The 24,488-nt window shown below is 57.4% G+C and carries 25 protein-coding genes; 21 read left to right on the forward strand and 4 right to left on the reverse strand.

The genetic code is table 11. The annotated features are described in order from the left end of the window. Positions 1-20 precede the first annotated feature (20 nt). The 16 genes from ACO07T_RS13970 (at position 21) to ACO07T_RS14045 (ending at position 15,629) form a co-directional block, all read left to right on the forward strand. On the forward strand, positions 21-1,868 hold the full coding sequence (locus tag ACO07T_RS13970) for a glycosyl hydrolase family 28-related protein (protein WP_422049923.1): 1,848 nt from the start codon (positions 21-23) through the stop codon (positions 1,866-1,868). Positions 1,869-1,879: 11 nt separating this feature from the next. Beyond that, positions 1,880-2,212, forward strand: a complete 333-nt coding sequence (locus ACO07T_RS13975) for a hypothetical protein (protein WP_422049924.1) — start codon at positions 1,880-1,882, stop codon at positions 2,210-2,212. Positions 2,213-2,366: 154 nt separating this feature from the next. Further along, positions 2,367-2,924: an N-acetylmuramoyl-L-alanine amidase gene (locus ACO07T_RS13980; RefSeq protein WP_422049925.1), complete on the forward strand. Its 558-nt coding sequence runs from the start codon at positions 2,367-2,369 to the stop codon at positions 2,922-2,924. Then, positions 2,921-3,226 carry a hypothetical protein gene (locus tag ACO07T_RS13985; RefSeq protein WP_422049926.1) on the forward strand — a complete coding sequence of 102 codons (306 nt, stop codon included), beginning with the start codon at positions 2,921-2,923 and terminating at the stop codon, positions 3,224-3,226. Before ACO07T_RS13980 ends, ACO07T_RS13985 begins: the two co-directional genes overlap by 4 nt. A gap of 205 nt (positions 3,227-3,431) precedes the next feature. Then, the gene (locus ACO07T_RS13990) at positions 3,432-3,788 is read left to right on the forward strand and encodes a hypothetical protein (RefSeq protein WP_422049927.1); all 357 of its coding nucleotides are present in this window, start codon (positions 3,432-3,434) and stop codon (positions 3,786-3,788) included. Further along, positions 3,781-7,608 carry a beta strand repeat-containing protein gene (locus ACO07T_RS13995; protein ID WP_422049928.1) on the forward strand — a complete coding sequence of 1,276 codons (3,828 nt, stop codon included), beginning with the start codon at positions 3,781-3,783 and terminating at the stop codon, positions 7,606-7,608. The genes ACO07T_RS13990 and ACO07T_RS13995 overlap by 8 nt, the downstream gene beginning before the upstream one ends. A 4-nt stretch (positions 7,609-7,612) precedes the next feature. Then, the gene (locus ACO07T_RS14000; protein ID WP_422049929.1) at positions 7,613-7,906 is read left to right on the forward strand and encodes a helix-turn-helix domain-containing protein; all 294 of its coding nucleotides are present in this window, start codon (positions 7,613-7,615) and stop codon (positions 7,904-7,906) included. A gap of 24 nt (positions 7,907-7,930) precedes the next feature. Further along, positions 7,931-8,233, forward strand: coding sequence for a hypothetical protein (locus tag ACO07T_RS14005; RefSeq protein WP_422049930.1), 303 nt, complete (start codon positions 7,931-7,933; stop codon positions 8,231-8,233). Between the two features lie 620 nt (positions 8,234-8,853). After that, complete coding sequence (locus ACO07T_RS14010) at positions 8,854-9,726, forward strand: DUF2059 domain-containing protein (protein WP_422049931.1); 873 nt, start codon at positions 8,854-8,856, stop codon at positions 9,724-9,726. A 235-nt stretch (positions 9,727-9,961) separates the two neighbouring features. Continuing rightward, the gene (locus ACO07T_RS14015; RefSeq protein WP_209086667.1) at positions 9,962-10,567 is read left to right on the forward strand and encodes a 50S ribosomal protein L21; all 606 of its coding nucleotides are present in this window, start codon (positions 9,962-9,964) and stop codon (positions 10,565-10,567) included. 23 nt (positions 10,568-10,590) lie between these two features. Continuing rightward, on the forward strand, positions 10,591-10,860 hold the full coding sequence (gene rpmA, locus ACO07T_RS14020) for a 50S ribosomal protein L27 (RefSeq protein WP_209062735.1): 270 nt from the start codon (positions 10,591-10,593) through the stop codon (positions 10,858-10,860). A gap of 83 nt (positions 10,861-10,943) precedes the next feature. Continuing rightward, complete coding sequence (locus ACO07T_RS14025; RefSeq protein ID WP_422049932.1) at positions 10,944-11,537, forward strand: LysE family translocator; 594 nt, start codon at positions 10,944-10,946, stop codon at positions 11,535-11,537. A 14-nt stretch (positions 11,538-11,551) separates the two neighbouring features. Beyond that, complete coding sequence (locus ACO07T_RS14030) at positions 11,552-12,091, forward strand: GNAT family N-acetyltransferase (protein WP_209062731.1); 540 nt, start codon at positions 11,552-11,554, stop codon at positions 12,089-12,091. A gap of 55 nt (positions 12,092-12,146) precedes the next feature. Beyond that, a complete protein-coding gene (gene obgE / locus ACO07T_RS14035) occupies positions 12,147-13,193 on the forward strand; it encodes a GTPase ObgE (protein WP_422049933.1) in 1,047 nt (348 codons plus the stop codon). After that, a complete protein-coding gene (proB, locus tag ACO07T_RS14040) occupies positions 13,181-14,287 on the forward strand; it encodes a glutamate 5-kinase (protein ID WP_422049934.1) in 1,107 nt (368 codons plus the stop codon). Before obgE ends, proB begins: the two co-directional genes overlap by 13 nt. Positions 14,288-14,363: 76 nt before the next feature. Then, positions 14,364-15,629 (forward strand): glutamate-5-semialdehyde dehydrogenase, encoded by a 1,266-nt coding sequence (locus tag ACO07T_RS14045; RefSeq protein ID WP_422049935.1) that lies wholly within the window; start codon positions 14,364-14,366, stop codon positions 15,627-15,629. A 59-nt stretch (positions 15,630-15,688) separates the two neighbouring features. Here ACO07T_RS14045 and ACO07T_RS14050 read toward each other — a convergent pair whose 3' ends face one another. Beyond that, a complete protein-coding gene (locus ACO07T_RS14050; protein ID WP_422049936.1) occupies positions 15,689-16,285 on the reverse strand; it encodes a histidine phosphotransferase family protein in 597 nt (198 codons plus the stop codon). Positions 16,286-16,314: 29 nt separating this feature from the next. Here ACO07T_RS14050 and ACO07T_RS14055 point away from each other — a divergent pair, with 29 nt between their 5' ends. The 3 genes from ACO07T_RS14055 to ACO07T_RS14065 all read left to right on the forward strand — a co-directional run bounded on the left by ACO07T_RS14055 (position 16,315) and on the right by ACO07T_RS14065 (position 18,213). Continuing rightward, positions 16,315-16,497, forward strand: a complete 183-nt coding sequence (locus tag ACO07T_RS14055) for a DUF3553 domain-containing protein (RefSeq protein WP_209062721.1) — start codon at positions 16,315-16,317, stop codon at positions 16,495-16,497. A gap of 121 nt (positions 16,498-16,618) precedes the next feature. After that, positions 16,619-17,398: a GNAT family N-acetyltransferase gene (locus ACO07T_RS14060; protein WP_422049937.1), complete on the forward strand. Its 780-nt coding sequence runs from the start codon at positions 16,619-16,621 to the stop codon at positions 17,396-17,398. Continuing rightward, complete coding sequence (locus ACO07T_RS14065; protein WP_422049938.1) at positions 17,395-18,213, forward strand: lysophospholipid acyltransferase family protein; 819 nt, start codon at positions 17,395-17,397, stop codon at positions 18,211-18,213. Before ACO07T_RS14060 ends, ACO07T_RS14065 begins: the two co-directional genes overlap by 4 nt. Before the next feature lie 55 nt (positions 18,214-18,268). On the opposite strand, the gene ACO07T_RS14070 is transcribed toward ACO07T_RS14065, so the two are convergent. Beyond that, on the reverse strand, positions 18,269-18,883 hold the full coding sequence (locus ACO07T_RS14070) for a glutathione S-transferase family protein (protein ID WP_422049939.1): 615 nt from the start codon (positions 18,881-18,883) through the stop codon (positions 18,269-18,271). Between the two features lie 338 nt (positions 18,884-19,221). Between ACO07T_RS14070 and rpsB the strand changes: the two genes are divergently transcribed. Next, positions 19,222-19,992 (forward strand): 30S ribosomal protein S2, encoded by a 771-nt coding sequence (gene rpsB, locus ACO07T_RS14075; protein ID WP_058240801.1) that lies wholly within the window; start codon positions 19,222-19,224, stop codon positions 19,990-19,992. A gap of 75 nt (positions 19,993-20,067) precedes the next feature. Further along, on the forward strand, positions 20,068-20,943 hold the full coding sequence (tsf, locus tag ACO07T_RS14080; RefSeq protein WP_209062716.1) for a translation elongation factor Ts: 876 nt from the start codon (positions 20,068-20,070) through the stop codon (positions 20,941-20,943). 223 nt (positions 20,944-21,166) lie between these two features. Here the strand turns inward: tsf and ACO07T_RS14085 are convergent, their stop codons facing one another. Together ACO07T_RS14085 and ACO07T_RS14090 are read right to left on the reverse strand one after the other, a co-directional pair. Then, complete coding sequence (locus ACO07T_RS14085; protein ID WP_422049940.1) at positions 21,167-22,978, reverse strand: HAMP domain-containing methyl-accepting chemotaxis protein; 1,812 nt, start codon at positions 22,976-22,978, stop codon at positions 21,167-21,169. A gap of 722 nt (positions 22,979-23,700) precedes the next feature. Next, on the reverse strand, positions 23,701-24,465 hold the full coding sequence (locus ACO07T_RS14090; protein WP_422049941.1) for a LuxR family transcriptional regulator: 765 nt from the start codon (positions 24,463-24,465) through the stop codon (positions 23,701-23,703). Between the last annotated feature and the right edge of the window lie 23 nt (positions 24,466-24,488).

Consider the following 24,488-nt stretch of genomic DNA (forward strand, 5'->3'; position numbering starts at 1 on the left):
AAAAATAGAGAGGCAATGAGATGCAGTATCCACATGGTGGAGCCGCCGAAATTTTCCGTGATGGATCTGGCCACAATCCAAGCAAAGCAGAAATCCGAGATTGGGGGCAGGTCATTGAGGGGGGCGTCGGCTATCTTATGCTGTCCGTGCTCTTGGCGTCGTCTCATACCTACGATGACGGGTCCATTGTTCGCACGCTTGAGGAGGGCTTTGCCTATCGCGCTGTGGCATCGGGAGGTCATATCACAAACGCCGGAGGTCAGGCTTTCGAGGTGCTGCCGTTCCGATCTGGGGCATATAACCTGAAAGCCTTCGGGGCAGTGGGTGATGGTGTTGCTGACGACACCGCCCCCACACAGGCCGCGATCAACGCCTGCGCAAACGATGAATATGTCTTGGTGCCTCGTGGCCTGTACAGGCTGACAGCGCCTGTCGCTATGAAATCCCGGGTCAGCATGGAATGTGGGGGGAAGTGGTCAGCAGGGTTCTTTGGCGATTTCAATGGTCCGCTGTTTTACTCCACAACGCAAATGTGGCGCAACGCATTCCGCAACATTCAGTTTCGCAACAATCACGATGGTCCGTTGGTCGCCTGCCTGTCTTACACAGGCTATCAGTCGATGGTGCAGGAGTGCCGATTTGAGTGCCATCACGGGAAAGCCATTGCGCTGAACGGCCAAGGTTATTCAGTCGAAAACAAGATCCGAGACTGCTATTTCTACGGCTGCCGGTATGGGATTTATGCCGTAACAGGCACACATGCCAACACAGATGCATGGGTGATCGACAACTACTTCTATGGCAATGGTCGCCAAGTAAATGCGATCTATTGGGAAACGCCGAGCGGCGGTGTGTTCCGAGGCAATCACCCATACGGCGGCACACTCAATGGTCACTATTTTGAGTTTGTGGCGGGCCTGAATGTTTCGGTTTTGGACAACTACTTCGAGGACGACACAGAGCCACGCATCAAGATCCAGCTTGGCAATCCCAGCTCATACATCATCGGTGGCAACAAATTTTGGCAGGGCGATGGCTCTGGCACCGATGCCAATGGCAATAAGCAATCGTTGATCGAGCTGGAATGCGCTCCGGGTGTTCCGCAGGTCGTTGGGCTTAATGGCAACATCTTTGAAGCCGGTGAGAACAGTGTCGATATTCTGCGCACCAATATCGATGTCGGCAATGAAGCCTTCAAGACCGTCGATATCAATCTTTCAGGCAACGTCTACAACGGCAGCTACAATCTGGGGACAAATACCCAGCGTGTTGTTGAAACTGATTGGCTGGGCCTAGCCAAGGCACACACAGATCAGAACCCGCTGATTGGTGTGAGCAGCTCAATCGAGCGCTATACCTTTGATGGGGCGGGCACTGGAACGCCGGGGCTGCCGAACAACACAATCCTTGAAGGTAAGAGCTTCAAGCTCCGCAACGAAGGGCGCGCGCTTCTCACTTTGTCCACTGCCCGCGTGGTCAAAGGCTCCAAGAAAATCCCACCATTCTCCGAATTTCAGATTTCAATGATCGACGGGGAATATTTTGTGCTGGGGGCTCCAACGCCTTTGCCACCCACTGAGCTTTCGGTTGCAGCCGGTAGTGTCGACGTCAGTCGCAGCTACCATACGCTTGATACTGAGGCAAATGCCGCCACCGATGATCTGTTCTCGATGACCGGTGGCCACGACGGCATGCGCGTTCTGCTTAGGGCTGCTGACAATGCTCGAACAGTGACGTTGAAAGACGGCGGTGGCAACCTTCGCCTCAACGGTGATTTTGCGCTCGATACAGTGGTTGATGCGATTGAGCTCATCTACGACGCCTCACTTTCACTGTGGGTGGAAATTTCCAGAAGCGACAATGCGTAAAGGGTGGGCATATGAGCAATAACGATCCAAGCCTCTGGCAGCAGGTGTTTAGTGAGCGCGGCGCGATCTTGGCATTCTTTGGTGCGCTTGGCGGTGCGGTACGCTCGGCAGCCTTGCGGACCTCGTGGCGTGAGGGCTTGCGGGTCATTTTTATTGGTTCGGTCACGGCCTTTGGAGTTGGGGTCCTGGCGCCCTATCTCGTTCGCCCATGGGTCGGTGAGCTGCCGGAGCATATGTCCGGGGCGCTTGGTACGCTTTGCGCGGCCTCCTTCATCGTTGGATTAATTGCTGTCACGATGATCGAGCGCTTCCTTGAGGGAAAAGAACTGGTGGAGGAGGACTGATGTCCAGAAAGCCACTACGTCGAGACAAAGAAACGCCTAGCGCCGACATGTGGCATACGCTGCGTGTGGGCTTTGTGGTTGCGATATTCATTTGGGGAGGCGTTGGAGCCTTCTCCGCCATCGTTCACTAAACCTTCTGACATCGGAGATTGCCATGAAACTGGCCATTGTCGTCGGGCACAACGCCCGCGCCCAAGGAGCTGTGCGCCGTGATACGGGTGAAACGGAATTCTCTTGGAACAGCCGTCTTTCAGAGATCATCGAAGATCGCGCCGGCCGCTTTCCGGGCATGTTTGTGAAAACCTTCTTTCGCGAGGATGTGGGCAGCTATCGCCGCGAGCTTCGCGAGGTCTACCGTCAAGTGGATGAGTGGGGGGCAGAGGCATCCTGTGAGCTGCACTTCAACAGCCACAGCACCACCAGCGCGACCGGCACAGAAACGCTGACCAGCGGCACGCCGTTGTCACGACAGTTTGCGATGGCCGTGCAGCGTGAAATGCTTGATGCACTTGGGCTGCGTGATCGTGGCTTGAAGACCGTCTCACGGACGGATCGCGGCGGTAAAAGCCTGTTCGTGGGGCGCGCACCTGCGATCTTGATTGAGCCTTTCTTCGGCTCATCACCCAAAGGGCTGGCGGCTACAGATGAGCATGACGAAATGGTGTTTTTGGCTGATGCGATCCTTCGCGGAGCATCCAAGGTGTTCGTGTGATCAGGGCGATCACTTGGGGCGGGGCTGCTCTGGCGGTTATCGGGCTGATTTGGCTGGTGCGCGATTACGCCACCGACAAAGCCGCCCTTAAGCTTGAGCGCGCCGCCCGCATCGCCGCAGAGGCAAGTCTTGAGCGTGCGGAAGAGGCCGCTGCGGTCCACCGCGCCCATCTGGCGCGCGCCGCCGATCAAGAGCGCGCGTTCCAAGAAATCCGCAATGAGCTTCAACAAATGGAGGGACGCGATGCGCCTTTGTCTGATCTGCTGCGTTCTACTTCTGACCGGCTGTACCCCGCGCAATGAGCCGACGCTCAGGCCTGAGCCGCACAATGTACCGCCTGACCTATTGCAAGCATGCCCCGGCTACCTGGGGCCGCGCCCGCAAGACGAAGGGCAGATCTCGGATGCCTTGGTGGCGGAACATGCTGGCCGCCTCTGTGCCAACGGCAAGCTCGCGACGATTGACGAAATTCTAAACGCCTCAACGGGCAACACAGTGGAGTGATCTATGAGCATCCCAACGCGAAATCAGGCTGTGAAGCAGGGAAACACAGGGACGGTGCGCAATGCCAAGGGCATTGTTTGCGGGGTGCGAGATGCGGCTTTGCTGGGGCTTTCTGGCGTTGATGTCCATTTCTTCGCGTACTGGCAAAATCAGATGCAGCTCAAGTTGTCTCTGTCTGCGTCTGAGTTGACCGTGGATGCTGCTGCGGGCGTCATCACCATCCCTATTGACGTTGATACCTTCCGAAATGTGACGCCCGGGACGCGTGTGATCTATGAGATCGAATGGCGCAGAGGTGATGAGCAACGAACCATCTTGCAGGGTGACATCGAAGTTCTGGCGGGTATCAACGATGACTGAGATTTTTGTTGAGGAGGCGCTGGCGGAAGCCGCAGAGGTCACCCTTGATCAATCTGGTGGTGAAGTTGTTTTGGTCACAATCCGTCCTGCGGTGCAGCAAGTGACAGTTGGGAATGTGCTGCTGCCGAACCCGGCTGATTATGTTGAGCCGGTCAACACGGCTCCTGTCGCTGGAGCCAATGCGGCAACTACCCAAGAGGATCGGTCTGTCGATATCGACCTGCTGGGCATGTCAAGCGATGCAGACGGCGATCCGCTGACCGTCACCAGTGTGAGCAGCGACTTTGACGATCCATCCACCGCAGACGTTGTCGAGACGGAGCACGGCCACCTTTCGCTGACCGGCGGCACAGTCGAATACACCCCGGACGTCAATTTTGGCGGTGTGGACGAATTTGAATTTACGGTCAGCGATGGCGAGGACAAGGCGCAAGGATCCGTCACCGTGACCGTCCAGCCGCAGAACGACGCGCCGACTGTTCAGGATGATACAGTCACGACCAATGAAGACACAGCGGTGACCATCGATGCGCTGGCCAATGATGTCGACATTGACGGCGACACGCTGACCATTCAATCAGTCACACAGCCCGCGAGCGGCTCGGTGGCCATCGTCGCAAATGAGCTGGTTTACACGCCCGCCGCCAATGCACATGGCTCCTTTGATTTCACATACACGGCCTCGGACGGGCAGGGTGGGGCATCCACCGCGACTGTCAGCGTGACCGTCGCGCCGGTGAATGACGCCCCTGTTGCGGCAAATGACAGCCTTGCCACGCCTTATGAGACACCTTTGGTTTTCGCGGCCTCGGCGCTTTTGTCCAATGACAGTGACCTGGACGGCGACAGCCTGTCTGTGGTCTCTGTGTCAAGCGGAGTAGGGGGCGCGGTTTCTCTTGCCGCTGGCAATGTGACGTTCACCCCAACTGATGGCTTTTCTGGTGTGGCATCGTTCACCTATGTGCTGTCTGACAGCAATGGCGGCACCGAAACCGGCAGTGTCACCGTGACGGTTGGTGCCAATACTCCACCGGTGGCAAATGATGATTCCGCAACCACCAATGAAGACGTGGCCGTCACTCTTTCCCTCATTGACAACGATACGGATCTCGATGGGGACACGCTCACCATCACCACGCTTGGCGCGGCTTCCCATGGGTCTGTTGCTGACAATGGCGACGGATCTGTTACCTACACGCCGAATGCCAATTTCAATGGGTCGGACAGTTTCACCTATCAGATCAGCGACGGGAATGGCGGCACCGATAGCGGTTCGGTCTCAGTCAACATCGCGCCGGTCAATGATGCGCCTATCGCGGTTAACGATGCCACCACGACCAATGAAGACACGGCAGTGGTGATCAACCTCTTGGCCAATGACACAGATCTGGACGGTGACAGCCTCACAATCAGCAATATCGGACCTGCCAGCAACGGCACGGTTGTCGACAGCGGCAATGGCACGGTGACCTATACGCCGGTGGCCAATTACAACGGCCCTGATGCGTTCACCTACACCCTGTCTGACGGCAAAGGCGGCACGGACACCGCGTCTGTGTCTATTTTGGTCAACGCGGTGAATGATGATCCGTCTGCCGCAGGTGACAGCGCGAGCACGAATGAAGATCAAAGCGTGACAGTCGATGTGACCGGCAACGACAGTGACCCTGACGGCGATAGTCTGACGCTTCAGTCCGTCACACAAGGCGGCTTCGGCACTGTGGCCATTGATGCGGGACAGGTGACTTACACCCCTGATGCAAATGCCAACGGCCAGGATACGTTTACCTATACCGTTGTAGACGGGAACGGTGGGACTAGCACCGCAACAGTAACTATCGACGTGATCCCCTATAACGATGCGCCGGTAGCTCTGGCTGACAGCTTCATCACGCCATTTGAAACGCCGGTTAACATTGCCACATCAGATCTTATCGCCAACGACACGGATGTTGAAAACGATGCGCTTTCAGTGGCCGCGGTTGCAAATCCGGTAGGCGGGACGGTTGCGCTTTCTGGAAACACCGTGACCTTTACCCCGGCCACCGGCTTCACAGGTGCAGCTTCGTTTGAATACACCGTGGCTGATGGCTTTGGCGGGACTGATGTCGGGACAGTATCTGTGGCGGTCGGGGCCAATGCCCCACCGGTTGCCGTGAATGACACCGCCAGCACCGCAGAAGATACAGCAGTGTCTATCGCCGTGCTCTCCAACGATAGCGATCTGGATGGAGATACGCTCTCAATCACGTCGATTGGATCTGCGTCTGACGGGACCGTGACAGATAACGGAAACGGCACCGTCACCTATACGCCTGGACTAAATTTCAATGGCCAAGACACCTTCACATACTCGCTCGCCGATGGGAATGGCGGGACAGCTACGGCGACGGTCACAATCAACGTCAGCGCTGTGAATGACGCACCGGTGGCTGCCAATGATGGCCTCACCACAGCCGAAGATACGCCGGTCAGCATCGATCTGCTGATCAATGACAGCGACTTGGATGGTGACACCGTGTCTGTGGCGTCCATTGGCGATGCAAGCAACGGCGCGGTGGTCGACAACGGCGACGGGACCGCCACCTATACCCCAGCAGCAAACTTCAATGGGGCTGACAGCTTCAGTTATACCATCGCGGACGGCAACGGCGGCAGTGACACGGCGACTGTGAGCATCACTGTAACGCCAGTCAACGACGCACCGGTGGCAGTGAATGACGCTGTGACAACGAATGAAGACACCGCAGTCACAATCAACCTTATCAGCAACGACACCGATGCGGAGAATGACACGCTCACTGTCACGGCTGTGGGTGCTGCTTCAAATGGCACAGTGGTCAACAATGGCAATGGCACGGTCACGTATACGCCAAACGCCAACTACAACGGCGCGGACAGCTTCGCCTATACCGTCTCCGATGGTAACGGAGGCACAGACACCGGAACCGTGAATATCACCGTTTCTGCGGTCAATGACGCTCCTGTTGGCGCCGATGACGCCGGCACGGTGGAGCAGGACAACAGCATCACAATTGATGTTCTGGCCAACGACAGCGATCCTGAGAACAACGTTCTGAGCATCGACCTGTCCATCTCCTCTCCAAGCAATGGCGCGGTGGCGATCTCCAATGGCCGGATCGTCTACACTCCGAATGCTGGGTTTGTCGGGCAGGATGAGTTTGATTACATCGTCACCGATGGCAGCGCGCAAAGCGTGGCCCGGGTTACGGTCACTGTCACGGCTATCCCGACGCAAGGCGGCTCTGCTATCGGATTTGATCCGTCTCTCTACGCGAGTGGTGTGGCCTATACCGAGAACAACACAGTGGCCACCAACACGGACGGCTCATTGCACTATCCCCGCGTTGATACGGTCAGCAGCAATCCCAAGAACTATGCGGAGGTCAGAAACACCGGCCCAAGCACAGTGTTCTTCGCTGGCCTCGGCACCACCTCATCGCCGGAGAACGGTGGCGGCAATGGCACGCAAAAATCCGGCTGGGTGGATAAAAACCTGCGGTTCTCTGGCGGCGGTTCAATCAGCATGGCAGCACAGGTGCGCGTTGGAGACACCATTCAAATCGCATGGGATAGCGCGGCGGCGTTGCTGTGGATGCGCAAGAACGGATCCGGTGATTGGAACAACACCCCAGGGGCTGACCCGGCAACCGGCGTCGGTGGTGTTGATATCTCTGGCATGAACACGGCGCAGCTTGTCCCTATGGTCAGCCTCCACTCTGCGGACGAGATGACACTGGCCATTGCCTCCGGTGATTGGGCTCATGCAGCGCCCACGGGCTTCACAGAGGTGAGCTAAGTCCATGCAGCTGCTTGATGGCGACAGGTCAGCCATTCTCCAAATCCAGTATGATTTTGGGATGTCTCGCGGCCCAGCGGTTGCGTTCTGGCTTTTGCGCGAGCGGGCAGGGAAGCCCGTGGATCACGTGCAGATCGATGACGCGATCGATGCCTTCAACGGCGCGACGCGGGAGCGGGATATCCGCAACGTGATCAAGCATGTGCGGGCGGCTCTGCGCAAAGTCGAGGGCGGCCCCACCATCAAGACGCTCTACGGCGGCGGGTACGTGCTTGAGCTGCCCGACGAAGAGACCTGATCTCACAGCAGAAAGGAACTTCCCATGAAACGGATGATCATTGCCGCTCTGGCGGCCCTGTTGGCGTGCCCTGTCGCAGCTCAGACCGCGCGAAACTGCGCCACCCGTGACAAGGTGGTGGAGCGACTTGCGGAGAAGTATGGCGAGTCCCGTCAGGCCCTTGGGCTTGGTGCGCAGGGAGCCATGGTGGAAATCTTCGCCTCTGAGGAAACAGGCAGTTGGACCATTACCATGACCATGCCAAACGGGGCGACATGTTTGATGGCCACCGGTCAGGCGTTTGAGCGGCTTTCTGAGGCGCTACCGGAGCAGGGCGACGACACCTGACGCTCTATTTGGTCACCAGCCTCATGCTGTATGGCCTACGCCCGCATTGGGAGCAGATCATTCGCCACATGATGTCTCTCATGGTGGCCTTGGGGCCTAAAAGCTCCAATAGCTGATCGCGCGAAAAGCCCCGACTATGAGTGCAGAGATAGTCCTCACAGCAGACCCATATAGACTGTGTGTCGCTCAGCTCCGATACAGGGCTGTCTATGACCTCGTATCGGCCAAGGCGGTCGCGGGGCGGGGGGTTTGAGCGGAAAGACGGCATGAGGCCGGTTTTAACCTTTCGCGTTTCGTTCCGCAAACGTTCCGCGATGGTTTTAAAAGTAAGTGATTGTTTTCAAAGGTGTGCGTGAGGGTTTTCGAGACCGCCCCGTTCGACCACTCCGGCACCTCTCCGTCCGCATAGACCGTGGTCTTGGTGAGGGCGTCGTTTAATCACCTTTCGATTTCGGCGCAAGTGGGATTTGCATTGTTTTGCCCAAAGCCTTCCGATTGATTGTTGGGACATAACGATACGTCGAAACGCTCAAAGCCTATCGACATCGCGGGTGCTTCAAAATCTCGGTGTGTTTCAACTTAATCTCGAAACACCTTAGGAAATGAACTAGCGTAGAACCATGAGCACACTCACCGCCCGTCTGGCCCCGTCGTCTGTCTTGCTTCCGCGTCTGGCAACTGTTCTGCTTGCTGGTATTTTTGCGTGGTTCAGCGCTTTTGCCCCAACGGCGCAGGCCGCTGATCGTGCGCGGGTTGAAGCTTTCCTGCAGGTGACCGGCTTTGATGTGGCCATTGAATCCATTGCGCTGTCAGCTTCTTCGGCACCGCTTCTTTTGGGGCTTGAAGAGGAAGATTTCGGGCTGCAATGGACCTCCCTGACCAAGGAGGTTTTTGACACGACCTTCATGCACAACCGGGCGCTCGATATTCTGGAGGCAACGCTGGATGATGAGAGCCTTGCCCATGCTGCGGCCTTCTATGCCAGCGACCTTGGGCAACGTCTGGTCGAGGTCGAAAACGCCGCGCATATGGGGGATGATGAAGAAAAAGAGTTGATTGGCGGGGCTTTGCTCGCAGATCTTGAAGCCGCAGATGACCCGCGCGTGGATCTCTTTCGCCGCATGACCGTGGCAATTGACCCTGAAGATGTTGGCTCAGATGCCATTCTGGAGATCCAGGTGCGGTTCATTCTAGCGGCCTCTTACGCGGGTGTGATTGATCTGCGCACGGATGAAGACGGCTTGCGCGCGGCCTTGAGCGAAAATGCCGCGGAGATGGAGGAGGAGATCGCGCTGGCGACCCTGCGCAATGCCGCCTATACCTATCAGGACTTCTCGCTTGAAGAGCTCATCGAGTACACCGAAGCCTTGGAAGACCCAACCATGATGACGGTCTATGAGCTTATGAACGCGGTGCATTTTGAGGTCATGTCAAACCGCTTTCAGGCTCTGGCTGCTCGGATGGCGGATTTGCAGCCGGCACAGGAGCTTTGAAAAGCCGCCTCGGAGGGCGCAAAGCGCCTGCAATATAAGGCTTGACCCAGAGCAAAATCCGACGCATAAGCGCGCCACCGGCGTGGAGTGTGCACTTTGCGCCGCGTTTTTGTTGTAACACAGCCCCAACAAGGGGCGCGCTGTTCGAGGCGGCACCGTCGTAAGACAAAGCCACAAACGCCAAACCCGCAAGGGGGAGGGGCCACAGGACGCGATCAGATCGAAGGAATAGGACATGTTCGCAGTCCTGAAGACCGGCGGCAAACAGTATAAAGTACAGGCAGGCGATGTTCTGCGTGTCGAAAAACTGGCTGCAGACGCTGGCGAAAAAATCCAATTCAACGACGTGCTGATGGTTGGCGGTGACAACACCGTTGTTGGCGCACCTTTCGTTGAAGGCGCAGCCGTGCAGGCAGACGTGATCGACCAGATCAAAGGCGAAAAGCTGATCAAATTCGTGAAGCGTCGTCGTAAGCACAGCTCCAAGCGCACCGTGGGCCACCGTCAGAAACTGACTCTGGTTCGCATCACCGACATTCTCGCGTCCGGCGCAGACAAGTCTGGTGTAAAAGCGGCAGTGGGCGCAGGCTCCGTTGCAGCACCTGCAGAAGCCAAACCAGCCAAGAAAGCGGCGAAGGCAGAAGCAAAAGCAGAGGCACCTGCCGCTGCAGCAGCTGATGACCTGACCGCAATCAACGGTGTAGGCCCGGCAGCAGCGAAAAAGCTGGCAGATGCAGGCATCACCTCTTTTGCACAGCTCGCAGCGGTTGACGTAGACAGCTTTGACGCTGTTAAAGTGAAGCCTGAGTGGGTTGCACAAGCAGCCGAACTGGCGAAGTAAGCGAAGTATAGGAGACTAACGATATGGCACATAAAAAAGCTGGTGGTAGTTCCCGTAACGGTCGCGACTCCGCGGGTCGTCGTCTTGGCGTGAAAAAATACGGTGGCGAAAACGTGATCCCAGGCAACATCATCGTGCGTCAGCGCGGTACCAAGATGTGGCCAGGCGAAGGCGTTGGCATGGGCAAAGATCACACCATCTTTGCAACCGTCGACGGCAACGTGAAGTTCCACAAAGGCCTCAAGGGCCGCACCTTTATTTCGGTCCTGCCAGTGGCGGAGGCCGCAGAGTAAGCCGACCTTAAGGGTAATGAGACATTTAAGGGACCGGCGAAACAGCCGGTCCCTTTTTCGTTTGATGAGGTTCAGTCAGAAAGATGAGCGTCGCAGTGATCAGTTTTGGCGTCTTTGCCGCAAGCCAGGTGGGCACACCCGGGCCTGCGAATATGGCGTTATTGGCCACAGGTGCACGCTTTGGCTTTCGAGCCGCTTTGCCTTTTGTGGCGGGCGTGGCCTTGGGCAAACAGCTGATCATCTGGCCCATCGGCTTTGGTCTGATGGAGCTGGCCGAAACGGTGCCCGGTCTTTTTGCCGGGCTGAAATGGGCAAGTGCCGCCTATATTTGCTGGCTGGCTTGGAAAGTGGCGCATCTGCGCCTTTCTGCGGATAAGGATGCGGTGACCAAAGCACCCGGTTTTGCCGCCGGTCTGCTGGTGCATCCGCTCAACCCCAAAGCCTGGGCGATGATCGTCGCAGGCTTCACAAATTTTGTAACACCTTCGACACCGGCGTTGCAGGCCACGGCCACCATCGCCATCTGTCTTTTGGCGGCGCAAGCCGTTTTTCATCCGATCTGGACCTATGCCGGGGACCGGATCGCCCAAACCGTCGCCGGAAAACCCGCCGAACGTTATTTGATGCGCACTTTGGCCGCGCTCACTGTGGCCTCTGTGCTTTACGTAGTTCTTTGAGGAGGAGAACAGGCATGAAACTGGATACTATCGTCAACCAGCCTGTGATCGAAACCGAACGCTTTGTGCTGCGCCCGCTGCGCCGCTCCGATCAGGGCCTGATCGAGATGCACACCGCAGACCGCGAATTGGCGCGCATGACCACAAGCATCGCGCATCCGGTGCCGCCCGGCGCAACCGAAGCCTTTATCACGCGCGCCCAATCTGAAGGCCGCGTGGAAGATGTCTGGGCCATTGATGGCAGCTCTGATCAGCAGCCCGAGGTCATGGGCCTCATCGGTCTGACACGTGTCGATGAAGGTCAGGTCGAGATCAGCTATTGGATTGGCAAAGCCTTCTGGAACACCGGACTGGCCTCTGAAGCCGTGCGCCTCTTGATTGCGGCCAACCCGCTGAACAGCAGCACCATCTTTGCCAGCGTCTTTCAGGACAACCCGGCCTCTGCCCGTGTGCTGACCAACTGTGGTTTCCAGTATCTGGGTGACGCGGAAAGCTTCTCTTTGGCACGCAACGCCAATGTGCCCACTTGGACCTACAGCCTGAAACTGGATTGAGCCTTGCCGTCAGGCAGGGTATGAGCGCAGAACGCGCCGCAAAAGGACAAATGTTATGAAATTCCTCGACCTTGCCAAAGTCTACATCCGCTCGGGTGGCGGCGGGGGTGGCTGTGTGTCCTTCCGACGCGAGAAATACATCGAATACGGCGGCCCCGATGGCGGGGACGGCGGCAACGGTGGTTATGTCTGGGCCGAGGCCGTGGACGGGCTGAACACGCTGATTGATTTCCGCTATCAGCAACACTTCTTTGCCAAATCCGGCCAGCCCGGCATGGGCAACCAGCGCACCGGTAAATCCGGTGACGACATCGTGCTGCGTGTGCCGGTGGGCACCGAGATTTTGGACGAGGATCAGGAAACCCTGATTGCTGACCTGACCGAAGTGGGGCAGCGCGTGCTGCTCGCCAAAGGCGGCAACGGCGGTTTTGGCAACCTGCACTTCAAATCCTCGACCAACCAGGCGCCGCGCCGTGCCAATCCCGGCCAGCCGGGTGTGGAGCGCACCATCTGGCTGCGCCTGAAGCTGATTGCCGATGTGGGCCTGCTGGGCCTGCCAAACGCAGGCAAATCGACCTTCCTTGCGGCAACCTCCAATGCGCGGCCCAAGATCGCGGATTACCCGTTCACGACGCTACACCCGAACCTCGGAGTTGTGGGCGTTGATGGGGTAGAATTTGTGGTGGCCGACATTCCCGGCCTGATCGAAGGCGCAAGCGAGGGAAGGGGGCTTGGTGACCTTTTCCTTGGCCACGTGGAGCGCTGCGCCGTGCTTCTGCATCTGGTGGATGGCACCTCTGGCACCTTGCTGGAGGATTACAAAACCATCGTGCAGGAAATCACCAACTACGCTGACATCCTCGCGGACAAACCCCGCGTGACCGTGCTCAACAAGATCGACTCGCTGGATGCAGAAGAACGCGAGTTCCTCAAAGAGGAGCTGGAGGCCGTTGTCGGCGGCCCCGTGATGCTGATGTCTGGCGCGAGCCACGAGGGCACCACCGAAGTCCTGCGCGCCCTGCGTGCGGAAATCGACGAGGACCGCCTGCGTCAGAAAATCGAAGAGACCGCTGACGAGGAAGAGGCACCGTGGCAACCCTGAAGACTGCAAAACGGGTTGTTGTAAAAATCGGGTCAGCCCTGCTGGTTGACCGCAGCACCGGCCTGTTGAAAGCCGATTGGCTCAAGGCCCTGGCCGAAGATGTGGCGATGCTGAAGGCGCGCGGCACCGATGTTGTGCTGGTGTCCTCAGGCTCCATCGCTTTGGGGCGCGGCGCGCTTGGCCTGCCTGCCAGCGACCTGACGCTGGATCAGTCTCAGGCCGCCGCTGCCGTGGGCCAGATCCGTCTTGCGCGCGCCTATGAAGAGGCACTTGCGCCACATGGCATCACCACCGCGCAGGTGCTTGTGACGCTGGAGGACAGCGCCAATCGCCGCCGTTACCTGAACTCCCGCGCAACGCTGGATCAACTGCTCACATTGGGTGTTGTGCCCATCGTGAATGAAAACGACACGGTCGCCACCGATGAAATCCGCTATGGCGACAACGATCGGCTTGCCGCTCAGATTGCGCTGACCACAGGTGCGGATCATCTGATCCTGCTCTCGGATGTGGATGGCTTTTATTCCGCCAACCCCATGACCGACCCAAGCGCCAAACGCTTTGAGGTGATCGAGACCATCACGCCCGAAATCGAAGACATGGCGGGCGAGGGGGTCTCTGGCCTCTCCAAGGGCGGCATGATCACCAAGCTCATGGCGGCCAAAACCGCCACCGCAGGCGGCTGCGCCATGGCCATCACCGAAGGCTCCGCCATCCGCCCCGTGCAGGCGCTGGAAAACGGCGCCAATGCCACGTGGTTCACAGCCCAAGGCACCCCACAGCTCGCCCGCAAGCGCTGGATCAACTCGATGAAACCGCAGGGTGCTCTGGTGGTGGACGCGGGTGCCGCGCGCGCGTTGGCCGCGGGCAAAAGCCTGCTGCCTGCCGGGGTCACAGCAGTAAACGGCGATTTCAGCCGCGGCGACCCGATCGAGATCACCGACAACACCGGCCACCGTCTGGGGCAGGGTCTTGCGGGCTACACCGCACAGGATGCCGCCAAGATCAAAGGCCACCACAGCCGCGAGATCGAGGACATTCTTGGCTACCCGGGCCGGGCTGCGCTCATCCATCGCGACGACATGGCGCTTTAGCCTTCCTCTTGCTAAAAATATCCTCGCCGAAGGCGAAACAAATCCAACCAAAGACCCTCAACAAAGGACAGATCTGATGAAAGACATCGCAGACATCCCCGCCCTGATGGCCCAGATTGGCGCAGACGCCAAAGCGGCAAGCGCGGAGCTGGCCTTTGCCCCGCCGGAGGTGAAACGCGCCGCGCTAGAGGCCGCCGCAGATGCGGTTTGGGCCCGTCGCGTCGAGATCATTGAGGCCAACAAAAAAGACCTCGAATTTGGCCGCAACAAAGGCCTGTCTGATGCGATGATGGACCGCCTGATGCTAGATGAGGACCGCATCGGTGGCATCGTCACTGGCCTGCGCACGGTTGCGGCACAGGAGGATCCTGTCGGCGAAGTGCTCACCGAGTGGGACATGCCTTCGGGCCTCAATATCCGCCGCGTGCGCACGCCGCTGGGTGTTGTGGGTGTGATCTATGAAAGCCGCCCCAATGTGACCGCAGACGCCGGTGCGCTTTGTCTGAAATCCGGCAACGCCGTGATCCTGCGCGGCGGCTCTGAAAGCTTTCACAGCTCCGGTGCCATCCACGCCTGTCTCGTAGATGGCATGAAATCAGCCGGCCTGCCCGAAGCCGCGATCCAGCTTGTACCCACCCGTGACCGCGCCGCTGTTCAGGAACTGCTGACCATGATCGACACGGTGGATGTGATCGTACCGCGTGGCGGCAAAGGCCTCGTGGGTCTTGTGCAGCGTGAAGCCCGCGTGCCGGTTTTTGCCCACCTCGAAGGCATCGTCCATATCTATGTGGACGCAGCCGCCGACGCGCAAAAAGCGATGGATGTGATCCTTAACGCAAAGACCCGGCGCACCGGGATTTGCGGCGCTGCGGAATGCCTGCTGATCAACGAAAGCCTTGTTGACACGCTTGGCACCGCGCTCGTTCAGATGCTGCTTGATGCAGGTGTGCGCGTGCATGCGGATGAGACACTCGCCAAGATCGCAGGCACCACAGCGGCCACGTCCGAGGATTGGGGTAAAGAGTACCTCGACATGGACATCGCCGCCAAAGTGGTTCCTGATGTTGATGGTGCCATCGCGCATATCCGTCAGTATGGCTCCAACCACACCGACTGTATCCTTACCGAAGATGATGCCACCGCCACGCGTTTCTTTGAACGACTGGACAGCGCCATCCTGATGCGCAACGCCTCCACGCAGTTTGCCGATGGCGGCGAATTTGGCATGGGTGCGGAAATCGGCATCGCCACCGGCAAAATGCACGCCCGTGGTCCGGTGGGTGCGGCTCAGCTCACCAGCTTCAAATATCTGGTCGAAGGTGACGGCACCACGCGCGCCTGACACCGCGACGACACCTGAGAAAAAAGAAAGGCGCCGATCTCGGGCGCCTTTTTTCGTGTTTAGAAGCGCACTTCCAAACTCATATCGGTCATGGCCACGCTGAGCGGACGGCCAAGCAGTTTCGCGCCCTGCGGCAGAAGCCCAAACTGAACTTTCGCAGGCACCAAGCCCTCAGGCACGTCGCCGTGAGACACCGGCCCCCAAAGCGCGGTGTCCGCGCGCAGTTTTTCGCTTTCCGCCAGCAGATACCAACCCGTGCCTTCTTTCGCGATGCTGATCGTGCCGCCAAAGGGCATGGAAGCCTCAAAACACATGAGAGTGAGGAAGGCGAGGCGCAGTTCGGGCCGCGCCACAGCGCCTTCAACCTCCCAAAAGGTTTCCACCCGCGAGCTTGGTGCCAAATCCGCAAGGATGGACTGGATCTCCTGCGCGCCCACCATCTGCTCATCCCCCGGCTGACCAAAAGCCACCCGGAAGAGACGGATGCGGGCGTTGGCGTTTTTCACGCTGTCCTCGATCATCTCCATTTCCGGGCCTTTGGCGTCGCCTGTCAGCGAGAGCAACTCAAGCCCGTTGCCGATGGCACCGACCGGACTGATCAGGTCGTGGCAAATCCGTGACCCTACCAATGCGGAGAAATCCGTATTATCTGACATCTGTATTCCTTTTAGAGACGAGTGGCCCAATGGACGATCTCAATGCCTTTCTTGAACCCGGAATGTTGGTGACCCATCCAGACCAACCCGACTGGGGACTGGGACAGGTGCAATCCAACATCGGCGGCAAAGTCACCGTCAATTTCCGAGACGCGGGCAAAGTTGTCATCGATGGAACGCGTATCATGTTGATGCCCGCATCAGAAACCTAATTTGGTTAACAAATTGTGCATGCACATCCGAAAACGTCAACAAGCCGACCCAACGACGCCGGTTGATTTTGCGCACATCCCTGCCTAAGAACCCTAAAAACAAAGAGGAAGCCTCATTCCCATGACTGCGCAGGCGCCAGACTTCGAAGTTAAAATTGTGAGCTCTGAGGCCGAATTAAAGGCCGCTCAGCGGCTGCGGTATCGCGTTTTTGTTGAGGAGCTCGGCGCAGACGGGCCGATGGTGGATCACGAGGCCAAACTTGAGCAGGACCGCTTTGATGCGCATTTTGACCATCTGATCCTGATCGATCACGCGCGGGATGCCGAACCCTTCGATCAGGTGGTCGGCGTCTACCGTCTGCTCACCGATGAGAAAGCCCAAGAGATCGGACAATTCTATTCAGAAGATGAATATGATCTCTCCACCTTGAAGGCCTCAGGCCGACGCCTTCTGGAACTGGGCCGATCCTGCCTGCATCCGGACTACCGCGGCGGGGCGGCGATGTTTCATCTCTGGAATGCGCTGGCTGCCTATGTCGCCGCGCATGAAATCGAGGTGCTCTTTGGGGTTGCCAGTTTCCACGGCACCGATGTGGCTGAACATGCGGCGGCGCTGTCTCTGCTGCACAGCCGGCATCTGGCCCCTGAAGACATTCGCACCCGCACGCAGGCCGATGTGTTCCAACCGATGGACCTCATGCCCGAAGAGGAGATCGACCGCCGCGCAGCCATGCTGTCGGTGCCGCCTCTGATCAAGGCCTATCTGCGCCTTGGCGGCTTTGTCGGGGAGGGGGCCTATCTCGACCATGCGTTTAACACCACGGACGTCTGCCTGATCCTCGACACTGCCCGGATGAACGAGAAAAACCGCGCGCTTTATACCAAGGACCGTTCGCTGTGAGCACCTGGGAAAGCGAAGAAGGCTATCCAACGCTGCCCAAGCTTGGGGCCATGGGCATTGTGCGCGCCATCCTGCGCGGGCTTCCTTTGGCACTCCTCGTCTTTGGCTGCCTCGCGCTCCTGCTTCTGCTGCGCCTGATCGAGCGGCCGCTCTTCGGCCTGCGCCGCCCATGGACACCCTACATCACGCAATTTGTCTGCAGAAACGCCTTCCGCCTCTTGGGCATCCGCTTTTCAGTTTCCGGCACGCCAATCAAAGATCGCGGTGCTGTGGTGGCCAACCACTCCTCCTGGCTGGATATCTTTGCGCTCAACGCGCCGCAGCAGGTCTACTTTGTCTCCAAAGCAGAGGTGGCAAATTGGCCCGGCATCGGCTGGCTGGCCCGCGCCACGGGCACGCTGTTCATTCGACGCGACCGCCGCGAAGCACGGGCGCACAAAACCATGTTTGAGGATCGCCTGCTGGCCGGGCATCAGCTCCTGTTCTTCCCGGAGGGCACCAGCAGCGACAGCTTGCGGGTTTTACCTTTCAAAACAACGCTGTTTGAGGCGTTCTTTGATCCGCGCCTGCGCGAGGAAATGCTGATCCAGCCTGTCACAGTGCATTACACGGCCCCCAAAGGGGCAGAGCCGCGGTTTTATGGTTGGTGGGGGGATATGGATTTTGGCCCACATCTTCTGTCGACCTTGGCTGCTGCGCGGCAAGGGAAGGTAGAGGTGGTCTATCATCCGCCCCTGAAGGTTTCAGACTTCGCCAACCGCAAAGCTCTGGCGCGGGCCGCTGAAGATCAGATCCGCGCAGGGCTTGGCCGGTAAGTGTCACCAATGGGGCGCTCTTGATCAGCTCAAAGCGCCCCACAGAAGCCTTTTGTCACCCGTTGTCACGCGCCACTGCGCGCTGAAACGCGGGCCGCGCCTCAATCGCCGCAACATAGGCCGCGAGCTTAGGGTAGGTCTCTGCCAATCCCAGACGATGGATCGCAGATTGCGCGGGGAACAGCATCATCACATCCACAGCAGACAGCTCATCCAGCACAAAATGACCTGACGGGCGGATCAGCCCTTCCATATAGTCAAAGTGGTTCTTGGTCTCTGACTGGATGCGCGGTTGCAGCGGTGCGGCGGCATCACCCAAAATGCTGGTATAGATCCCAAGCAACAAAGGTGTCATCGCGGAGCCTTCCGCGAAATGCATCAGCTGCAGATGTTCAAGGGAGGCCGCGACATCTGTGGCGGCCGGGATCATTTGCGGCGCGAATCTTTGGCACAGGATCTCGACAATCGCAGCAGACTCCGTGATCAACTGCCCGTCGATTTCCAGCATCGGCGCTTTGCCCAGCGGGTGGATGTTTTTCAGCGTTTCGGGCGCCAGAAAGGTCTCGCTGTTTCGCTGATAAGCGCAAAGCTCGTATTCAACTCCTATTTCTTCCAGAAGCCACATGATCCGCAGGGAACGCGAGCGGTTGAGGTGATAGAGTTTTATCATAAAAACAGCCCCTTAGCTGAGTGTTCGCACAGACAAATACACCGCCTTTGGCCAGCGGCGCTTGCTGCGCAATCGTAAACCTATTAAGGATTTTGCCGTGCTGTGAGGCGACGTCAACCCAAAGCGAGCGGTGTTTTGCACCTTTTGCAGCCAAGTCTGCCACTCGGCCCTTGCATGATAGTAAAACCTGCTGTAAACGCGCGCCATTCAAACCCGCAGGCGGGGTTTGGGCTTGGGCAGGGGAGACATCCCTGTCGGTCCGCCGGTTGGAGCCACTCTGAAATTCAGGGCGCTCTCACTTCTCCCCGCCAAGGCGTAAACCGGAAAAGGAAAATAGCATGGCTCTTCCCGAGTTCTCCATGCGTCAGCTGCTGGAAGCTGGCGTTCACTTTGGTCACCAAACACAGCGCTGGAACCCACGCATGGGCCCGTTCATCTACGGCTCCCGCAACGGCATCCACATCATGGACCTGACCCAGACCGTTCCTATGCTGGACCAGGCTCTGACAGCCGTTCGTGACACCGTTGCAAAGGGCGGCCGCGTTCTCTTCGTTGGCACCAAGCGTCAGGCCGCAGCGCCAATCGCGGATGCAGCAGAGAAATCCGCTCAGTACTTCATGAACCACCGCTGGCTCGGCGGCACGCTGACCAACTGGAAAACCGTTTCCCAGTCCATCAACCGTCTGAAAGAGATCGACGAGAAACTGGCATCCGGCGCAGAAGGCCTGACCAAGAAAGAGCGTCTGGGCATCGAGCGCGACCAGGAGAAGCTGCAAGCGTCTCTCGGCGGTATCCGCGACATGGGCGGCGTTCCTGACCTGCTGTTCGTCATCGACGTGAAAAAAGAAGCACTGGCCATCGCCGAAGCCAACAAGCTGGGCATCCCAGTTGTGGCTGTGGTTGACACCAACTGCTCCCCAGACGGCGTTGACTACATCATCCCAGGCAACGACGACGCATCCCGCGCGATCTCCCTGTACTGTGACCTCGCAGCCCGCGCTGCTCTGGACGGCATGACCGCACAGCTGGGCGCCGCAGGCGTGGATCTGGGCGAATTCGAAGCTCCGGTTGAAGAAGCCGTGGCCGAAGAAGCCGCAGCAGACGCGTAAGCGACGTTACAAATCTGACATGGGGGCAGGGTACACCCGCCCCCACAATCCGAATTCTGACGAGGAGAGCCACAGATGGCGATCACAGCAGCAATGGTTAAAGAACTGCGCGAAATGACCGGCGCAGGCATGATGGACGCGAAAAAAGCGTTGACCGAAACCGATGGCGATCAGGAAGCAGCAATCGACTGGCTGCGCACCAAAGGCCTGGCAAAAGCGGCCAAGAAATCCGGCCGTACCGCAGCCGAAGGTCTGGTGGCCGTCACCGTTGAAGGTGGCAAAGGTGTTGCCGTTGAGGTGAACTCCGAAACCGACTTCGTTGGCAAAAACGCTGACTTCCAGTCCATGGTTGCCAAAATCGCTGGCGCAGCAATCAACGTTGCTGACGTTGACGCGCTGAAAGCAGCGGATCTGGGCGGCAAGACCGTTGAAGAAACCGTGACCGACGCTGTTGCCACCATCGGTGAAAACATGTCCGTGCGCCGCATGGCGTCCGTGGAAGGTGACGTCGTGACCTCCTACGTGCACAACCCAGCGACCGACGGCATGGGCAAAATCGGTGTTCTCGTGGCGCTGAAAGGCGGCGACGAAGCATTCGGCAAGCAGGTTGCCATGCACATCGCAGCGGCCAACCCGCAGGCACTGGGCGAAGCAGACCTCGACCCGGCCATCGTTGAAAAAGAGAAAAACGTTCAGATCGAGATCGCTCGTGAATCCGGAAAGCCGGAGCAGGTGATCGAGAAGATGATCGTGGGCCGCATGAAGAAATTCATGTCCGAAGTGACCCTGCTGGGCCAGAACTTCGTGATCAACCCTGACCTGACCGTTGAAGCAGCTGCCAAAGAAGCAGGTGCGGAGATCGTTGGCTACGTCCGCATGGAAGTGGGCGAAGGCATCGAGAAAAAAGAAGAAGACTTCGCAGCAGAAGTGGCGAAAGCCGCTCAGGGCTAAGCTCCTCTGAAGTCGAAGACTTTGAACGCCGCGCACTGCAGAGTGTGCGGCGTTTTTGTATTTGAACAGCTCTGTTTTTTTCATCTACAGAGCTTTTGAGGGCAGGGGGCTTATCTCTCAGGGTCTCATCCTATAGGCCCTCACACGGCCTCCCAGAAGCCCAGAATGCATAAGGGGACCCTGAAACAGGATCCCCTCAAGCTGGTTCTACAAGCTGCGTTGATCAGGCCGCGATGTGCTGCGCTTCCGTCTCAGTGGCAACATCATTGTCAACGGAGCCATCCGCCTCTTCGATCTCAAACACAGACATTTGCTGGATCAACTCAACGGAGTTGTCTTCCAGTGTTGTACAATGCTGCTGTGTCTGATCGACCATCGCAGTGTTCTGCTGCGTGACACGATCGAGCTGCGCAATTCCGGTGTTGACCTCTGCAATCGTATTGGACTGCTGGTCCACCACCTGCACAATCTCTCCAACCACATCGGAAATCCCGCTAACCTTGTCAGCGATGCTCTTAAGTTCACCGCCCATACGCGCCACCAGATCCACACCTTCAGACACCTGATCCGAGCTGACTGCGATCAGATCCTTGATCTCCTGCGCAGAATCCGTGGATCTGAGCGCCAGTGAGCGCACTTCGGAGGCGACAACTGCGAACCCTCGTCCAGCTTCTCCGGCGCGGGCTGCTTCCACACCTGCGTTCAGCGCCAACAGATTGGTCTGGAATGAGATGTCTTCAATCACCGCGATGATCGCCGAAATCTGGTTAGAGGAGGTCTCAATCTTGGTCATCGAATTCGCGGCCATAGAGACAATCTCGCCGCTTTGATCCGCCTCTACCCGCGCTTCTGATACGATCTGCTCAACGTTTCGCGCGCTTTGTGCTGCAGACTTTGCACTGGCGGTCAGATCTTCCATGGCAGAGGTGGTTTCATCAAGCGTCGCGGATTGGCCTTCGGTACGTTGTGCCAACTCACGAGACGCGCTCGCCAACTCAGACGAGAAATGCTTCACGGTCGAAGAGTTTGCACGGATCGCAGCCAACAGGGCGTTCAGCTTCTCCGCTGAGGTGTTGAAGTCTTTGCGCAGCGTGTCCATCGAGCCAGCAAAAGCTGTGTCCAGACGATAGGTCAGATCACCTTTGGAGAGTTCTTTAAGTCCCTTGCCGAGCGCCTCAACAACGGTTTCAACCTGTCGCGCATTCTCGCGGATTTCCTCTTCCTTGCGCTGATTGTCCTCAAGTGCCTCACGCAGAGACGCCACCACACGCGCCAGCGCACCAATCTCATCTTTTCTCTGGGCAAGGCTGTCGTCCGCAGTTACATCCCCATCCGCCATACGGCTCAGCAAGGCCTGCAGGTGCGCGATCGGGCGGGTGACAGAGCGGGTGACCGACAGCGCAGCAAAGCCGGACAATACAACGGCAGACAAAAGGATGATCACCACATGCATGCCAAAGCTGTCCATTGCGGCTGTTACTTCCGTCCCGGCCGCTTGGTTCGCGGCTTCTTCAAAGTCGATGAACTCGTTGATCACCCCGAGCCAGGCAGAAAACAGAGGGGACACTACATAAAGCAGCTCAAGTGCTTGCGCTTGTTGCTGAGGATCACCCGAATAGATCTTGGCGGCGATCTCATCGACCAGTGGATTGGTTTTGGCCTGCACTTCAGCAATACGCGCGGCGATTTCGATTTCTTCAGGCTGCGCTTGCGTGCTGTCAGACAGAAGTTGGGTCAGCTGCACCTCGTTTTCGGCATAATCCGCAGCCAGTTTTTTGATCAGATCAATCTGCGCATCGCGTTCGGCGCCAGCAGGGATCAAAACAACATCGCGGATAGCAATGGCTCTGTCGTGTACGCTGCCGCGAAAGTTAATTGCATGACGTTGCTTCACAGAATTGATCTCGTTGATCTGCGCCAGCGTTTCGCGGGCTGCTTCAACCCTCCAAACGGCGACCATCGCGAGGCCAATCATGAGAACCAACATAAAACCAAACGTGACAAATAATCGTGTACCGATGGCTAGGTTGTTCATGTCTTCTCCATTTCCAATAGCCTGTCGCGATCGCCACAAAAGCCACCGCATGTCTTTTGGCGACACTCAGAAATTGGCGATAATGAACGGTTAAACGCGCAAAAGAGTTGATCAGGCGTTTGATGAGGGGAGGGCGTTTTGAGAGCCATCTCGCATAGGCGTAGCCTGAAGAAATGGCAGTGAAATTGCCTCAAAAACAAAGGCTTAAAAAAGATGGGGCCAGCTCGAATGGCTCCTTACGTTACAACAAAGCCGTTGGATCACTTTATGCATTTAGGTGCAAAGGTCTGAGAGGCAAAAGGCCTTCCATCTCTCAGAATGCACGCGGAAGGTGATCGTCCTCGTTATACCTTAAACCCTAACAGTACAGCGTCTTGCCCACGTTGGTATGAAACCGAATCTTCTAAGCCGTTGATTCTCGGGAGTGCAAAAACTCCGCACCAAACAGAAAAGCGACGCCACCTAAAGATGACGCCGCCCTTTTTTCAAGGCCTCCAAAACATGGGGATGGGGAGGCCACCGAAAATTGTCAGCTCGCGGTTGAAATAAACCAAAGCTAACGTCCGGGTTGTATACCGGTCAACTCAGAGGGCCTCGTAATTGCGAGGATCAGAGCCGATGTGTTCCAAGGCCAAAGCCACCACTCACGGAACAATTCGATAGTGCCAGTCTGACAATTAACCAACAAGTCAGGGATACCATACTAATGACCCTATCATGCGTCAGTTTTGCCCCTCTAGCAAGTAAATTTGACGCATAAATGACGCCTTTAGCAAAGCTTGGGCCGTTGTCTCTACATTCATGGCGTCTCTGGCGAGTCGCAAATGCTTCTCAACTGTCGCGGGAGTACGCTCTATCAACAGCGCAATATCCTGAATAGTTTTGCCGTCGCCGACCCATTCCAAAACTTCTCTTTGACGTTTTGTGAGTTCCCGTTCCGGGTTTTTGTAGGGCAGGGACTGGATCTTAAGATGTGCCACATTGTTGATCAGAGAGATCTCTCGACCTACAGATTTCCACAGCTTATCAACCTCTTCCTGAGACATGTCTGTGCGCGCACCCAGTGAAATCGCACCTTTGTGCCGTGACGAAACCGTCGGAAAACTGATCGTGTAGCCAGCGTTCAAACCGTAGCTTCTGTTGACCTTATGAACGCGCATCTGTTTCTCGGTCAGATTTCCAGCCGCAAAGGCGTTCTGAATGATGCTCCAGCTTTGTGCGCCAGCATTGTCCAGCGACCATTTCATCATGGGGCCGTCAAAATAGAGGCCTTCACCGATATATTTGTCGAGATAGTCGCGCTGGTGGTTGGACAGGATAAAGAAATCTTCCACATCACCCAGCGACATACCGCTGCGATAGTTGGTGTAGCCATAGATGATTTTGTCAAAACCATAGGTCGCCATTTTGGCGCAGTGCAATTCCCAGAGCGCCTCAAGGCTGGTCTGGTTCATCACCGTTTCAACATAATCCAAAGATTCGTCCATACGTGCATCCGTTTGGCAAGTAG

Source organism: Shimia sp. (assembly GCF_965227725.1).
GTDB lineage: Bacteria > Pseudomonadota > Alphaproteobacteria > Rhodobacterales > Rhodobacteraceae > Shimia.